Source organism: Reyranella sp. (genome assembly GCF_044224635.1).
In the GTDB taxonomy this organism is placed as follows: domain Bacteria; phylum Pseudomonadota; class Alphaproteobacteria; order Reyranellales; family Reyranellaceae; genus Reyranella.
The window spans coordinates 127,062-141,943 of sequence record NZ_JBGAKA010000014.1; the positions used below are offsets into that span (position 1 = coordinate 127,062).

Consider the following 14,882-nt stretch of genomic DNA (forward strand, 5'->3'; position numbering starts at 1 on the left):
CCCCCAGGATGCTACGGTTATGGCCGGCATAGTACACGATGCGGCGGGCCGCGAATGTCGCTATCGTCGACCCGATTGGCGCCCGAAGGTGGCGTCCGATTGGCGTTACCGTTTGGCGTTGCTGGCAGAGGGTTGGGGCATGACGGAGCTTTCCGAGCTGATGGCAGGTGCGGCCCGGCTGCGTGATCGCGGCCACGGGCGCCTCGTCTCGTATTCGCGCAAGGTGTTCATTCCGCTGACCCACCTCTGCCGCGACGTCTGCCACTACTGCACCTTCGCCGAGCGTCCCCAGCCCGGCAAGCCGGCCTACCTCTCTCCCGACGACGTGCTGGCGATCGCCCGCGCCGGCCAGGCGGCCGGTTGCACCGAGGCGCTGTTCACGTTGGGCGACAAGCCCGAGCTGCGCTACGGCGCGGCGCGCGACGCGCTGGTGGCGCTCGGCCATCCGACGACGATCAGCTACCTCACCGCCATGTGCGATCTGGTGCTGCGCGAGACCAGCCTGCTGCCGCACGCCAATCCCGGCGTGATGACGCGCGAGGAGATCGCCGCCCTGCGCGAGGTCTCGGCGAGCCAGGGTATCATGCTCGAATCGACCAGCGAGCGGTTGTGCGAGAAGGGCGGCGTTCACTTCGGCTCGCCCGACAAGCATCCGGCGGTGCGGCTCGAAACCATCCGCCTGGCCGGCGAGCTCAAGGTGCCGTTCACGACCGGCATCCTGATCGGCATCGGCGAGATGCGCGAGGAGCGCGTCGCGGCGCTGGAGGCGATCGCCAGGCTGCACGACCGCTACGGCCACATCCAGGAAGTGATCGTGCAGAACTTCCGCGCCAAGCCCGACACCAAGTGGGCGGACGCCGAGGAGCCCGATCTGGAAGACCTGCTGTGGACCATCGCCACGGCCCGCCGCATCCTCGGGCCGGACATGAACATCCAGGCGCCGCCCAACCTGTCGCCCGGCGTCTATCCGCGCCTGGTCGATGCCGGCCTCAACGACTGGGGCGGCGTCTCGCCGGTGACGCCCGATCACGTCAATCCCGAGGCGCCGTGGCCCGCCATCGAGGAGCTGGCGCGGATGAGCTCGGAGATGGGCAAGGTCCTGGTCAATCGCCTGGCCGTCTATCCGTCCTACGTGCGTGCGCCCGATGTCTGGCTGGCGCCCGAGGTGGCGATACGCGTGCGCCGCATGAGCGATGCCGAAGGCTATGCCCGCGAGGACGATTGGGCGCCCGGCAACACCGAGCCGCCGCCGGCGCCACGCCTGCGGCTGGGCGCCGTCGATGCCGGCATCGCCCGACTTGTCGAGCGGGCGAGCGGCGGCCAGCGTCTCGATCCGCCGGAGATCATGCAGCTGTTCGCGGCGCGCGACGTCGACTATCGCCACGTCACCGGCGCCGCCGATGCGCTGCGCCAGGCGGTGAGCGGCGACGTCATCCGCTACGTCGTCAACCGCAACATCAACTACACCAACATCTGCTACTTCCGCTGCCGCTTCTGCGCCTTCTCCAAGGGGCGCACGCACGAGGATCTGCGCGGCGCGCCCTATGACCTGGCGCTCGAGGAAGTGGCGCGGCGCGCCGTCGAGGCATGGCAGCGCGGCGCCACCGAGGTCTGCCTGCAAGGCGGCATCCATCCCGACTATACCGGCGAGACCTACGAAGCGATCTGCCGCACCATCAAGCAGGCGGTGCCGGGCATGCACATCCATGCCTTCTCGCCGCTCGAGGTGACGCAGGGCGCGGCGACCTTGCAGACGCCGATCCCCGACTTCCTGGCCAAGCTCAAGGAAGCGGGCCTCGGCACCCTGCCCGGCACGGCGGCCGAGATCCTCGACGACGAGGTCCGCGCCATCATCTGCCCCGACAAGATCAACACGGCGCAATGGCTCGACGTGCAGCGTGCCGCGCACAAGCTCGGCCTGCGCACCACCTCGACCATCATGTACGGGCATGTCGAGTCCTCGCTGGCGTGGGCGCGTCATCTGCTGGCGCTGCGTGACCTGCAGGTCGAGACCGGCGGCTTCACCGAGTTCGTGCCGCTGCCCTTCGTTCACATGGAAGCGCCGATGTACCGCCAGGGCCGGGCGCGCCGCGGGCCGACCTTCCGCGAGGCCGTGATCATGCATTCGGTCGCGCGGCTGGTGCTACATCCGGCGATCACCAACATCCAGACCTCGTGGGTGAAGATGGGCCCGGCCGGCGCCGCCATCTGCCTGCAGTCCGGCGCCAACGATCTCGGCGGCACCTTGATGAACGAGAGCATCTCGCGCGCCGCCGGCACCCAGCACGGCCAGGAATTCCCGCCCGACGCGATGGAGAAGCTGATCCACTCGATCGGCCGCGTGCCGCAACAGCGCGACACGCTCTACCGCCCGGTCGATGAGGAACGCCGCGCCGCGTCGTTCGTGGCCGAGGATTTGGCGCCGATCGTGCTGACCCCGCCGCGCAAGAAGGTGATGGCGTAACTCTTCTCCTCCCCACGAAGTGGGGAGGTGTCCGCGTCTTCGCGGACGGAGGGGTCGAAAGCCCCACTGAGGCTCATGACCCCTCCGCCGCCGTATGACGGCGACACCTCCCCAGCTCCGCTGGGGAGGGGGCTCAGAGGCCCTTCTCCACCAGCAGCCCCGGCACTCCGATCTCGTCCAAAAACGCCCGCGTCCGCGTGCCGGCGGACTGCGGCAGGCGCAGGAAGGCGGCGAGGTCGACCGGGTGGTCGATGTCCATGGCGATGCCGGGCTGGCGCAGGATCGTGGGCTCGATGCCCGAGCGGCGCGCCGCGTCGAGATGGGGGAAGTAGCTGTTGTCGCCGAAGCGCAGCGGCACCGAATCGGGCGGCGAGCAGATCACGGCATTGGAGCCGAGATCGTCGTGCGCTGGCGAGATGGTGAAGGACGGTCCGGGCTGGTGCGCCGCCAGCACGGCATCGAACTCGTCCGCCGTCGCGGCGGGAATGTCGGCCGGCACCGTCATCATGCCGCCGCTTCCCTCGCGGGCGAGCAGCCGCAGGCCCGCGGTGACGCTGCCGGTATGACCCTCGCGCGCCCCGTCGGTGACGATTCGCGCGCCGAGACGCCGGCCGAGCGCCGTCGCCTGCGGATCGAGCGTCACCACCAGCATGCCGGCGAGACGCTTCGTGCGGGCCACCGCTTCCAGCACCTCACCCATCATGACCTCGATCAGGGCGCGACGCTGCGCCGGCGTCAGCAGCGGCGCCAGGCGCTGCTTGGCGCCGTCGAGCTCCTTGATCGGGATGATTGCCCAGATGTCGGAAGGACCGCTATCGGCTGGCGGGCTCATCGGCGTGGTGCAAGCGAATCAGCGAGATCGAGCACGATGCGCGCCAGCGCCTCGCGCGTTGCGAGATCGGTCATCAGGGTCGGCGCCGTCTTGATCGTTGCGGAAAGTCCGCGCACGTCGTCGGCATCGGCCGGATCGACGACGTAGCCGGAGAGCAGCCCATCGTAGCGTCGCGCCGCCGTGGCGGCGCTGATCGTGAGGCCGAGCTCCTGCATCATCTTGGCGGTCGGCCCCTTGACCGCGCGGCCGCCGACGATCGGCGAGACGGCGACGACCGGCGCACCACAGCGGGCCAACGCGTCGCGCAGTCCCGGAACTGCAAGGATCGGCTCGATGCTGATGAACGGATTGGACGGGCAGATCACCACGGCGCGCACCGTGCCGCTCGCCAGCGCCGTCAGGACATCGGCCTGTGGCCGCGCTTGAGCGGCGCCCTCGAATACCAGCTCGTGCACCACGGGCTTGCATTGCCGGCGCACGAAATAGTCCTGGAAGTCGAGCCAGCCTTCGTCGCTGCGAACGCGCGTGCGCACCGGATCGTCGCTCATCGGCAGCACGCGCTGGGCGATGCCGAGCTGGCGACAGACGTCGCGCGTGATCTGCGACAGGGTCTGGCCGGCCCTGAGCCGCCGCGTGCGCTCGACATGCAGGGCGAGATCGCGATCACCCAGCCGGAACCAGCTCTCGCCGCCCAGGGTCGCGATGGTCTCCATGAACGACCACGTCTCGTCGCGCCGGCCCCAGCCCAGCACCTGATTGTCGAGCCCGGACAGGACATAGGTCAGCGTGTCGATGTCGGGCGAGATGCTGAGACCCAAATGCTCGAAATCGTCGCCGGTATTGGCGACGATCAGGAGATCCTCCGGCGCGAGCACGCGGCTGAGGCCAAGCGCCAGCTTGGCGCCGCCGACACCGCCCGACAGCGCCACCACCAGACCGTTGCTCACCGAAACATGTCCTCGCTGGCCGGTCGCACCAGGTCGCTGGCCGGCCGCGCCGACGCGCTCCAGCTGAGCCCGCGGATCAGCACCACGGGCTGCGCCTCGTTGCCTTGTCCCATGACCAGCGAGGCCGCCGCCGCGATCTCGTCGGCGAAGCCGGTGATGCTGACCTGCAGGATGCGGCCGAACAGATCGGGATTGCCACGCAGGTCGAGCAGGCTCGGCAGGCCGGCGGCGCCGATGGCGACGCCCGAGGTGCCGCGCCGCCAGGCGCGGCCGAAACTGTCGATGATGACGACGGCGGGCGCGGTGCCCGCGAGCGTGCCCAGCCGCGTGCGCAACAGCTCGGCGCTGGCGTCCGGATTGACCGGCAGCAGCAAGGCGCGCTCGACGCCGTCGGTTGGGCCGACATTGGACTGGTCGATGCCGGCATTGGCCATGACGAAGCCGAGCTTGTGCTCGACGATCAGGATGCCGGGGCGGGCGCGCACCACGCGCACCGATTCCGACAGCACCAGCTCGACGAGGCGCGGGTCCTTGTCGATCTGCCGGGCGAGCTCGATCGCCTGCGCCGACGGCACCACCGAGGCGAGATCGACGCTGCGGCCTTCGGCCTTGGACACGATCTTCTGGGCGATCACCACGACGTCGCTGGCCTGCGGCGCGAGCTTCGCGGCGGCAAGCCCATCGGCAATGAACGTCGCCAGATCGTCGCCCGTCTTGACCAGCGGGATGCCCGGGACGGCGACGATCTGGAGCGCAGTCGTTCGGTTCATCCGAAGCGCTTGCGCAGCAGCGGCAGGACCTTCTCGCCGTAGAGCTTGAGGAAGCGCTCCTGGTCGGGACCGGGCGCGTGGAACACGAGATGACGGAAGCCCATGTCGACGTAGAACTTGATCTTCTCGACCTGCTCCTCGGGATCGTTCGAGACGATCCAGCGGCTCGCCGCGCGTTCGAGCGGCAGGGCGTCGGCCAGGCGCTGCATCTCGACCGGATCCTCGACCGACATCTTCTCCTCGGGCGTCAGCGCCAGCGCCGCCCAGTGGCGCGTGTCCTCGAGGGCACGCTGGCGATCGGTATCGAACGAGACCTTGACCTCGATCATGTAGTCGTAGGGATTGGCCTTCGGGCCGCCGGCCGCTAGGCCTTCGGCGACCTTGGGCATCAGCGTCTCGGTGTAGAGCTCGCGCTTCTTGCCGCTGGTGCAGATGAAGCCGTCGCCCGAGCGCCCGGCATAGCGTGCCACCAGGGCGCCGGCGGCGGCGACGTAGACCGGCACCTCGTCGTCCGGCCGGTCGTAGATCGTGGCCTTCTCGGTCTTGTAGTACTCGCCGTCGAAGCTGACGCGCTCCTCGCGCCACAGGGTGCGGATCAGGGTCACCGATTCGCGCAGGCGCGCGAAGCGCTCCTTGAACTCGGGCCACGGCGCGCCGGTCGACGGCACCTCGTTCAGCGATTCGCCGGTGCCGATGCCCAGGATGACGCGACGCGGGAACATGGCGCCCAGCGTGCCGAAGGCCTGGGCGACGATCGACGGATGGTAGCGGAAGGTCGGCGTGAGCACACTGGTGCCCATGACGATGCGCGAGGTGCGGGCGCCCAGCGCGCCCAGCCAGGCGAGCGAAAAGGGGGCATGGCCGTCGATGTGCTTCCATGGCTGGAAATGGTCGGAGACGAACACCGACTCGAAGCCGGCCGCTTCCGCCTTGCAGGAGAAGTCAAGCAGCTTGGAGGGCGCAAATTGTTCGGCCGAAGCCTTGTATCCGAGCTTGAGCACGGTGATGGGTTCCTTATCGTGTCCGGCGGGGAGTCTTAATGGACGATACCGCAGGTCACAACCAGGCGCTGGTCGCCGTCGTCATGGGCGTTTCCGGCAGCGGCAAGAGCACCATCGCCAGCCGCCTGGCGGCCGAGCTCGGCTGGGAATACCAGGAGGGTGATGCGCTGCATCCGGCCACGAATGTCGAAAAGATGAAGGCCGGCACGCCGCTCACCGATGCAGACCGTCTGCCGTGGCTGCGGCGGATCGCGGAGCGGATCGACGACTGGCGCGCGCACGGCCGATCCGGCGTGGTGACCTGCTCGGCGTTGAAACGCAGTTACCGCGCCGTCATCGTCGGCGATCGCCCCGACGTGGTGCTGGTCTACCTTGAGGGATCGGCCGCGCTCATCAAGCAGCGCCTCGCCCAGCGCCGCGGCCACTTCATGCCGCCGGCCCTGCTCGACAGCCAGTTCGCCGTCCTCGAGGAGCCGGCCGCCGATGAGCGTCCGATTACAGTCGGTATCGGTGGTACGCCCGAGGAGATCGTTAACGAGATCGTCACACAATTGCGGGTGAGGGCGATGGCTCAATAACCCTCCCCAGCGCATCGCTGGGGAGGTGTCGCGTCATACGCGACGGAGGGGTCATGAGCATCAGTCGCGTTGCTCATGACCCCTCCGTCCGTGATTACACGGACACCTCCCCAGCCAAGCTGGGGAGGCGAATGAACTACAAATCCTTCTCCGCGAGCCTGCGGAAATCGTCGGGCACGGAGCGCTGCAGGCCGAGGGCGATCGAGCCGTAGCCGATCGCGTCGCGGCCGAAGCGGTCGCGGATCGCATCCATGGCGCGATCGGCGGCGTGGCGGGCCAGGCCGCGGCGGGTGCCGGGGCGGCACGCCTCGTTGGCGAGGCCGAGCGGCAGCTCGAGCTGCAGCCGCGGATCCTTCTCCAGATGCGACACGGAGATCGCCAGCAGCGAGATGTGCTTTTCCCTCGGATGATCGGCCAGCGCCGTCCCGACCAGCTCCTCGGCGATCTCTGTGAGGCTCGCCGTCGCCGACAGGGAGGCGTCGAGCGTCGCCGAGCGCGTCACGGCGCGCAGGTCAGCGAAGCGGACGCGCACGGTCACCGTGCGGCCGGCCAGCGACTTGGCGCGCAGCCGCGTGCCGATGCGGTCGGCGAGATGGGCCAGGGTCGGCCGGATCACGTGCGGCTGGGCGGGCTTGCGCCCGAGCGCCGACTGCGCGCCCGCCGAGTGCGATCGGCGATGGGTCACGATCTCGCGCGGATCGCGGTTCCACGCCAGCGCCGACAGCTTCTCGCCCGCCGCCGGCCCGAGCAGGCGCGTGAGTGATCGTCCGGGCATCTGCGCCAGCTGGCCGATCGTCTGAACACCCCTCTCTGCCAGCCGGGCCTCGGTGACCGGACCGACGCCCCACATCAACCCGACCGGCAGGTCGTGCAGGAACGCCAGCTCGCGCTCGGGATCGACCGTGACCAGCCCATCGGGCTTGGCGACCTGCGAGGCGATCTTGGCGAGATGCTTGGTGCGCGCCACGCCGATCGAGATCGGCAGGCCGATCTCGGCCCGCACGCGCTGGCGGATCTTCTGTGCAATCTCGGTCGGCGAGCCGAACAGGTGCGTGCAGCCCTTCACGTCGGCGAAGGCCTCGTCGATCGAGATGCGCTCGACCAATGGCGTGAAATCGCCCAGCACCTCGATCGCGGCATCGCCCAGCCGCTGGTAGTCCTCGAAATGGCCCTCGACGAAGATCAGGCTTGGGCAAAGCTCGCGCGCCCGCCGTCCCGGCATGGCGCTGCGCACCCCGAAGGCCTTGGCTTCGTAGGACGCTGCCAGCACCACCCCGCCGCCGACGGCAATCGGCTTGCCGCGCAACGACGGATCGAGCAGCTGCTCGACCGACGCGTAGAAGGCGTCCAGGTCCGCATGGAGAATGGTTGCTTCCATGGCCGCTCCAATGGCCTCGCTGATCGATATGAACAAAATGAGAACATTCTGTCAATGAGCGGCGGGAAAGCGATACTTCTATGGCGAGTACAACCTAGAAGATTCTCGTCTGTCCACGCTCGCTCAAGTTCGCGCGAAGGCAATTCCATTACGCCTTCGCCAGTCGAAAGCGATGCAAGCCGCCGGTTTGACTCAGGCCATCGCCATTGCAACCATCGTGCAGATCGGGAGGGCGCGCGTATGGCTGGCGTAAGTTGGACCGACACGACGATGGAGGCGGCCGGGATAAAGCTCCACGTGTCGCGCGCCGGGAAGGGACGTCCTGCCCTGATGCTGCATCACGAGACCGGCACGCTCGATCGGCTGCCCTTCTATGATGCGTTGGCGGCGAAGTTCGATGTGCTGGTGCCGCATCATCCCGGTTACAGCCGCTCGCAGCGGCCGGAATGGATGCGCCATCCGCGCGACATCGCGGTGATCTATCGCGGCCTGCTGAGCGAGCTGAAGCTCTCCAACGCCGTCCTCGTCGGCCTGGGCTTCGGCGGCTGGATCGCGGCCGAGATGGCCAGCATGGCGCCGGGCGACGTGGCGAAGCTGGTGCTGGTCGGCGCCATGGGCATCAAGCCGCCGCAGGGCGACATCCTCGATCTCGCCATCACCGGCTATGTCGACTACGCGCGCGCCGGCTTCCACGACCAGAACGCGTTCGATCGCGTCTACGGCGCCGAGCCGACAGTCGACCAGCTCGAGATGTGGGACATCTGCCGGGAGATGAGCTTCCGCATCGCCTGGAAGCCCTACATGTACAGCCAGACCTTGCCGTATCTGCTGGGTGCGGTGCGTGCGCCGTCCCTGGTGGTGTGGGGCGACGACGACAAGATCGTGCCGCAGAGCGCCGGCAAGCGCTATGTCGAGGTCTTGCCCAACGCCAAGATGGAAGTCGTGAAGAATTGCGGGCACTGCGTCGACATGGAGCAGCCCGAAACCCTCGCCAAGCTGATCGTCGATTTCATCGGTCGGGAGTAGATGCCATGCACCTGATGTATTTCACTGAGCAACCGATGTCGGCCTATTCCGAGCAGGCCGGCCGCGATTTCGGCGCCACCGCGCTGATGTTCCCCAACACCAACTTCGATCCGGTGGCGGGCTCGCGGCTCTACAACGAGTATATCGAGCAGTACATGCTGGCCGAGGAGGTTGGCATCGACGGCATCATGCTGAACGAGCATCACAACGCGCCGTTCTGCATGCAGGCCAAGGCCAACATCTTCGCCGCCATCCTGGCCGGCATGACCAAGAAGGCGAAGATCGTGATGCTCGGCAATCCGTTGCCGCTCGCCGAGAACCCGGTGCGCCTGGCCGAAGAGCTGGCCATGATCGACATGATCTCCAAGGGTCGCCTGGTCTCGGGCTTCGTGCGCGGCGGCGGCCAGGAGCAGCTGGCGACCGGCGTCAATCCCGCTTTCAACCGCGAGCGCTTCGAGGAAGCGCACGACCTGATCGTCAAGGCGTGGACCCAGCCGGGCCCGTTCCGCTTCGAGGGCACGCACTACCAGCATCGCGTGGTCAACCCGTGGGCGGTGCCGCTGCAGAAACCCTACCCGCGTGTCTGGATCCCGGGCGTGATCAGCAAGGAGACGATCATCTGGGCGGCGCAGCAGCGCTATCCCTACATCGCCCTCAACACCTCGATCGAGCAGACCAAGAAGATCTGGGAGCTCTACGACAGCGTCGCGGCGCAGGCGGGCTATGTCGGCGGGCCGGAGAATCGCGGCTACCTGATCCAGGTCCATATCTCCGACACCGAGGAGAAGGCGATCGAGAACGCCAAGCAGTTCCGCTGGATGCAGGGCGAGTTCACCGGCCTCGCTCATCCGGTATGGAGCACGCCGTCTGGCTACGGCTCGCCCAGCAACCGGCGCGCCTTCGTCGAGTTCGCCGCCGGCCGGGCGATCAACCCGCGCGGCAACACGAGCTTCGAGCAGCAGATGGCCGACCTGCGCATCATCGCCGGCACGCCCAAGACGGTGGTGGCCAAGCTGAAGCGCATCCTCGAGGAGACGCGGCCCGGCATCCTGGCGCTGTGGGGCAACGACGGCCGCGTCAGCCAGGCGGACTCGCTCACCTGCATCAGGCTGATGGGCACCGAGGTCTTCCCGGCGATTCGCGAGATCGCCAAGAGCCTCGACCTCAAGAGCCCGTTCGAGGCGAACGCGCCCGTCCATCTCAGGTATTCGACCGACCTCGCGCCCGCCCGCGCCGCCGCGGCGGCCGAGTAGGCGATGGCGATCCAGCTCGGCGCGTCGCTGCCGGTCGGCGACATCGGCACCGGCCCGGCCGTGCTGCGCGACTATGCGCAGGCGGCCGAAGGGCTGGGCTACGATTACCTCGTCGCGCCCGACCACGTGCTGGGCGGCAATCCCGATGTCGATTACGGCGGCCGCCGCGTCGGAACCACGGCGACCGCCTATCACGACCCGTTCGTGCTGTTCGCCTTTCTGTCCGGCGTCACCAAGCGGGTCGGCTTCGCCGCCGGGGTGCTGATCCTGGCGCAGCGCCAGGCCGCGCTGGTCGCCAAGCAGGCGGCCTGCCTGGACGAGCTCAGCGAGGGCCGCTTCCGTCTCGGCATCGGCGTCGGCTGGAACGAGATCGAGTTCCAGGGCCTCGGCGTGGATTTCCACATCCGCGGCAAGCTCTCCGAGGAGCAGGTGCGCTTCATGCAGGCGCTGTGGGCCCAACCCAGCGTGAAGTTCGAGGGTCAGTTCCATCGCCTCGACGACGGCGGCATTAACCCGCGGCCGAAATCGGGCCGCGTGCCGATCTGGTTCGGCGGCCACGCCGAGGCGACGTTCCGGCGCACTGCCAAGTACGGCGACGGCTTCATGCCGCTCGCCTATCCGGCGGGCGACAAGGCGCTCGCCGCCTTCGACAAGCTGCGCGGCCTGATCCGCGAGGCCGGCCGCGATCCGGCGTCGGTCGGTCTCGAGGTCTGGGTTTCGCCCGGCATCGGCGGCCCCGACGACTGGCGGCGCGAGTTCACCTTCTGGAAGAAGGCCGGGGTGACGCATGTCAATGCGCACACCACCTACGTGAGCGCCCACCACAAGCGGATCGCCGGCAAGACCTACGCCGAGCATCTCGACGCGATCACCCGCTATCGCGCGGCGGTGGTCGATCTCCTGTAGATCACGGTCGAGGCCGTCGATTTTCGGACTGGCAGCAGCGAGTCGGGTATAGTCGCGCCGCGGGTCGATCGGGTCCGCGCCCTTCCTGCTGGGACGATGCAGGTTTGATTCGACTGAAGCTCCGCATTCGAGTTGGTGATGTCTGACGCTCCCTCGCTCTCCCGCTCTTTGGGCCTGATCGATCAGGCGGCATTGCAGGCAATATTGGATCCGCAGGATGGGAAGCGCCTGGAGATCTTGTGCGGCCTGATCGCGGAGCACAAGCCCGTGGTTGCCGCTGACCATCGCCTGGGCGATGCGGATCCCTGGCGTCTGAAGCTGTTGGGAATCTTCGGCGAAATCCTCGCTGCGGCGGAAAGCGCGCGGCGTGGACCCGAAGCGCAACGAGCCCGATTGATCGTAAGCTACCTGCGCACCATGCGCAGCTTCATCGCCAAGCTTCTGCCGGCCCTTCCGGCCGACAAGCCGCTACAGTCGTAGTGCCGAGAGGCGTCGTACGACGCCTGCGAGGCCGTGCGACCGTTGCGACCGAAGCTGGGCGACGATCGCCTTCAGGAGCGGGCCGAGCGTGTCCGGCTCGGTGACGGCTGCGGCGCATCGCGCCAGCCCGTCGAGGCGCTCCAGGGCCGCCAGCACCGCGGCGGCCACGCCCGCCGCGTCGTACTCCGTGATGGGAACTCCCCATCCTTGCTCGAAGGCCGGCACGGCAAAGGCACAGGCACCCGTGGCAACGACGGGGAGCCCGATCTTGCGCGCGTCGCTGAAGACGCCGGAGCCGCGCGTGCGATAGACGGCCGGATCATAGGGCAGCAGCAACAGGTCAGCCTCGTCGAGCAGCGCCGTGTAGTCGCGGTCCGACAGCACGTCCTGGCGCACCACGACGCGATCGCCGAGAGCCGACAGCCTGTCGAACGCCGGCTGATCGCCCTCGGCATCCGATCCTTTGACGATGCCGTGGATCAAGAAACGTACGGTGCGGTGCTGGCGGACCACCTGCCCGATGGCCTCCGGCAGCAGGCGGTAGCCTTTCGGCCGATTGGCGAAGCCGATGCACAGCACCGTGGGCGGCCGGTCGAGGGGCCGGCGTCGCGCGCCACGCACCGGCATGAGGAGGCCCGGCCCCGGCTGGACGGCGATCTCCCGACCGAGCAGCGGCCGATAGAAATCCGCCATCTGCTGCGTCTCGCTGTAGATATGCAGCCGCTCTGCGCTGCCGAGGCTCGCGGCCAGCCGCGCGAACGCCTCGCGGCATTCCTTTCCCAATGCGATGGCGCGTGGATCGTCCGTCGCCAGCAGGTAGTGCGGTCCGTAGAGCAGCCACAGCAACACGTGCGGGGCTGCTCTGAAGCGGCCGCCGCCAAACTGGCGGGCGATCGATGCGGCGAGCACCTGGTCGCAGCAGGGCAGGATGAGCAGGTCGGCCGTGCGGCCATGTCGGCCCAGCGCTTGCGCCAGATTGCGGCTCGTCTCCTCGACCGACTCGGCGAATTCCTGCGGCGTGGCGTAGGAACGGCCGTAGACCGATCTGGTGAAGGTCGGGGTGCAGGCGAGGTCGCGCACGACCTCGGGATTGGCATACGCCGATCCCAGGCACGGCACTTTGTGCCCCAGCGTCGCGAGCTCGCTTTGCAAACGCACGACCGCATTGTAGTGGTGCCCTCCCTTGGAGTGCACGCCGGGGTCGATGATCAGGATCCTCATGGGAAGATCCTCACGGCGCGCCGAGTAGATTGCGCCAGGGCGGCCGCCGGAACGCAGCGACGCGTCGGCCCATCATCACCATGCGCCAAGGCAGCTTGAATTCCTCGGGCTGGTAGAGATGCTGGCGCGGAGCGTGCACCTGGAGCGCCGGGAAGATGTGCAGCCGCCCGCCGGCCCGGCCGATCGCCGCATTGAAGGCGACATGTTCGGACACCTCGCGGTCCTGCGCGTCGATCCCGCCGTATCGCGCGCCGAGCGCGGCCGACAGGCGATAGAGCCCGAGGCCGCCGAACGCCGAGCGCACTTCGATGGGCGGCGCGCACGCCGGTATCTCGATCTGGCGCGAGAACACCTCGCGGAACTTGGCCGCCTCGAACGACACGCTGTCGGGCCTTCCCCAGATCGAATGCCAGACGTCGTGCGGGCACCAGCGATCGTGCCGCAGCGCCCAGACGTCGTAGTAGCGCGGCAGGGAGTTGGCGAACACGCCGGCGCGTGACGGATCGGCATCAAGCCAGCGTGCGGCCTGGACGAAGCCGTCGGCGGCGAGGGTTGAGTCCAGCACGTCGTCGAGATCGGCGATCACGAGATGATCATGGTCCTGCCAGCCGAGACGGCGGATCTCGTCGAGCCCCGTGTTGCGGACATGCGCCAGTCGCTCGGTTCGCCGTGCCAGGCTGGTCGCCAAGGCGCCCAGGTCGATTACCTGTCCGCGCCGCCCGTCGGCCAGCCATCGCTGCAGGATTGCCGCCGAATCGTCGGCGCAATCGCTGACCACAAAGAGGAACGACGCGTCGGCGTAGCACGCGGCGAAGCGATCGAGATTTTGCAGGACGTTGGGCAGATGGGCAGCGCAATCCCGGGCGGCGCCGAAGAAGACGGCCCTCTGTCGACCTAGCATGGCCTCCGGTCGCTCATGTCCGGTCGCGACGCGGGGCCGGCTGGAGGACGTCGCGTGCGCCGTTTTGCGGTGACGGCCGCGTGGGCTTGTCGCCGCCGATCAAATCGGTCGCCCTGGCGAAGATGCGCTCCAGATTCCAGCCGTTGGCCGATGCCGCGGCGTCGAGCTCGCCGAGTGCATTGGCCACCAGGGCTTCCGCCTTGGTGTGGCGCTCCTCGCCGAAAGCCGTGCGAATCGCCACCGCCTCGGCGCGGAGCACCCTCTGGATCAGCTTGAGCACCGAGTTGCGGATGGGGTCCCAAGGCTGGGTCGAGGAGTTGTAGGCGCCGCCCAGAACCGCGGCATTCGAATGCTTGTTGTTGCCATGCATGCGATAGCCGTAGAGCGCATCGTGGATGGCGATGGTGCCGGTCAGCAGGGAGGCGAAGGTCGACAGGTAGAAGTCGACGTACAGCCTGAGCTCGGGGCTCGGCGGTACGAAGATCAGGTCGACGAAGCTCCGCCTGAACATCATGCTGGCCGTGCTGTTGGTGGCGCCGGCCGGCGACCATTGCGTATGCAGGGTGAGCTTGTGCGTCTGGGCGAAAGTGACCTTTCCGGTCTGCGGGTCGATCGTGGGCATCGTCGCGGCATCGACCGGTCGCTGGGGCGGCGGGTAGGGATCGGAGTCGAACCACCAAGCGGTGCCCGCGAGCAGGCGATCATAGGCATCGATGACGTGGCAGTCGCAGTAGGTCATGCCGACGGGAAAGTCGGTATTCATGTGCACCGCCAGATGGCGGGCGATGAAATCGTCGTACCAGAGGTCGTCCGAATCGAGGAAGCAGACGAACGGCGTGTCGAGTTCAATCAGGCCGCGGCGCACCGCGCCCGCCTGGCCGAGATTGGACTGGAGGCGGACATAGCGAAAACGCGGATCGTCGAGTCGGGCCAGGCACTGCCGGATCACCTCGTCCGACTTGTCGGTCGAGGCATCGTCGACGACGACCACGCAGATGTCGCGTACGGTCTGACGCGCCACCGACTCGATGGCTTTTGCGACGTAGGCACAGTTGTTGTGATTGGCGACGACGACCCCAACGGCGGGAGCAGAGGGCATAACCGATGAGGTCCTCATGTTTCAGC

Annotated in this window: 14 protein-coding genes; 6 read left to right on the plus strand and 8 right to left on the minus strand. The window is 67.9% G+C overall.

All coding sequences use genetic code 11. From position 1 onward, the window contains the following. Positions 1-139: 139 nt before the first annotated feature. Positions 140-2,464, plus strand: coding sequence for a 5-amino-6-(D-ribitylamino)uracil--L-tyrosine 4-hydroxyphenyl transferase CofH (gene cofH, locus ACILR9_RS15050; RefSeq protein WP_395710755.1), 2,325 nt, complete (start codon positions 140-142; stop codon positions 2,462-2,464). A gap of 133 nt (positions 2,465-2,597) precedes the next feature. Here cofH and cofC read toward each other — a convergent pair whose 3' ends face one another. The 4 genes from cofC to fgd are packed head-to-tail and all read right to left on the minus strand — an operon-like array spanning position 2,598 to position 6,014. Beyond that, positions 2,598-3,296, minus strand: a complete 699-nt coding sequence (cofC, locus tag ACILR9_RS15055; RefSeq protein ID WP_395710756.1) for a 2-phospho-L-lactate guanylyltransferase — start codon at positions 3,294-3,296, stop codon at positions 2,598-2,600. Next, the gene (gene cofD, locus ACILR9_RS15060; protein WP_395710757.1) at positions 3,293-4,243 is read right to left on the minus strand and encodes a 2-phospho-L-lactate transferase; all 951 of its coding nucleotides are present in this window, start codon (positions 4,241-4,243) and stop codon (positions 3,293-3,295) included. The genes cofC and cofD overlap by 4 nt, the downstream gene beginning before the upstream one ends. Beyond that, entirely contained in the window at positions 4,240-5,013 is a 774-nt protein-coding gene (cofE, locus tag ACILR9_RS15065) for a coenzyme F420-0:L-glutamate ligase (protein ID WP_395710758.1), read from the minus strand. Before cofE ends, cofD begins: the two co-directional genes overlap by 4 nt. Continuing rightward, the gene (gene fgd / locus ACILR9_RS15070) at positions 5,010-6,014 is read right to left on the minus strand and encodes a glucose-6-phosphate dehydrogenase (coenzyme-F420) (RefSeq protein WP_395710759.1); all 1,005 of its coding nucleotides are present in this window, start codon (positions 6,012-6,014) and stop codon (positions 5,010-5,012) included. The genes cofE and fgd overlap by 4 nt, the downstream gene beginning before the upstream one ends. A gap of 38 nt (positions 6,015-6,052) precedes the next feature. Between fgd and ACILR9_RS15075 the strand changes: the two genes are divergently transcribed. Next, positions 6,053-6,592 (plus strand): gluconokinase, encoded by a 540-nt coding sequence (locus ACILR9_RS15075; RefSeq protein ID WP_395710760.1) that lies wholly within the window; start codon positions 6,053-6,055, stop codon positions 6,590-6,592. A 136-nt stretch (positions 6,593-6,728) separates the two neighbouring features. On the opposite strand, the gene dinB is transcribed toward ACILR9_RS15075, so the two are convergent. Beyond that, a complete protein-coding gene (gene dinB / locus ACILR9_RS15080) occupies positions 6,729-7,970 on the minus strand; it encodes a DNA polymerase IV (protein WP_395710761.1) in 1,242 nt (413 codons plus the stop codon). Positions 7,971-8,210: 240 nt separating this feature from the next. Here dinB and ACILR9_RS15085 point away from each other — a divergent pair, with 240 nt between their 5' ends. The 4 genes from ACILR9_RS15085 to ACILR9_RS15100 all read left to right on the plus strand — a co-directional run bounded on the left by ACILR9_RS15085 (position 8,211) and on the right by ACILR9_RS15100 (position 11,635). Continuing rightward, complete coding sequence (locus ACILR9_RS15085) at positions 8,211-8,996, plus strand: alpha/beta fold hydrolase (protein WP_395710762.1); 786 nt, start codon at positions 8,211-8,213, stop codon at positions 8,994-8,996. Between the two features lie 5 nt (positions 8,997-9,001). Further along, on the plus strand, positions 9,002-10,249 hold the full coding sequence (locus tag ACILR9_RS15090; protein ID WP_395710763.1) for an LLM class flavin-dependent oxidoreductase: 1,248 nt from the start codon (positions 9,002-9,004) through the stop codon (positions 10,247-10,249). A gap of 3 nt (positions 10,250-10,252) precedes the next feature. Then, positions 10,253-11,155, plus strand: a complete 903-nt coding sequence (locus ACILR9_RS15095; protein ID WP_395710764.1) for an LLM class F420-dependent oxidoreductase — start codon at positions 10,253-10,255, stop codon at positions 11,153-11,155. A 138-nt stretch (positions 11,156-11,293) separates the two neighbouring features. Further along, a complete protein-coding gene (locus ACILR9_RS15100; RefSeq protein WP_395710765.1) occupies positions 11,294-11,635 on the plus strand; it encodes a hypothetical protein in 342 nt (113 codons plus the stop codon). Here ACILR9_RS15100 and ACILR9_RS15105 read toward each other — a convergent pair. From ACILR9_RS15105 to ACILR9_RS15115, 3 genes are read right to left on the minus strand one after another with little or no spacing between them, the layout of a single operon-like run. Beyond that, positions 11,624-12,856: a glycosyltransferase gene (locus ACILR9_RS15105; RefSeq protein WP_395710766.1), complete on the minus strand. Its 1,233-nt coding sequence runs from the start codon at positions 12,854-12,856 to the stop codon at positions 11,624-11,626. The genes ACILR9_RS15100 and ACILR9_RS15105 overlap by 12 nt on opposite strands. Positions 12,857-12,866: 10 nt before the next feature. Beyond that, positions 12,867-13,757, minus strand: a complete 891-nt coding sequence (locus ACILR9_RS15110; protein ID WP_395710767.1) for a hypothetical protein — start codon at positions 13,755-13,757, stop codon at positions 12,867-12,869. A 13-nt stretch (positions 13,758-13,770) separates the two neighbouring features. Beyond that, positions 13,771-14,856 (minus strand): glycosyltransferase, encoded by a 1,086-nt coding sequence (locus ACILR9_RS15115; protein ID WP_395710768.1) that lies wholly within the window; start codon positions 14,854-14,856, stop codon positions 13,771-13,773. Between the last annotated feature and the right edge of the window lie 26 nt (positions 14,857-14,882).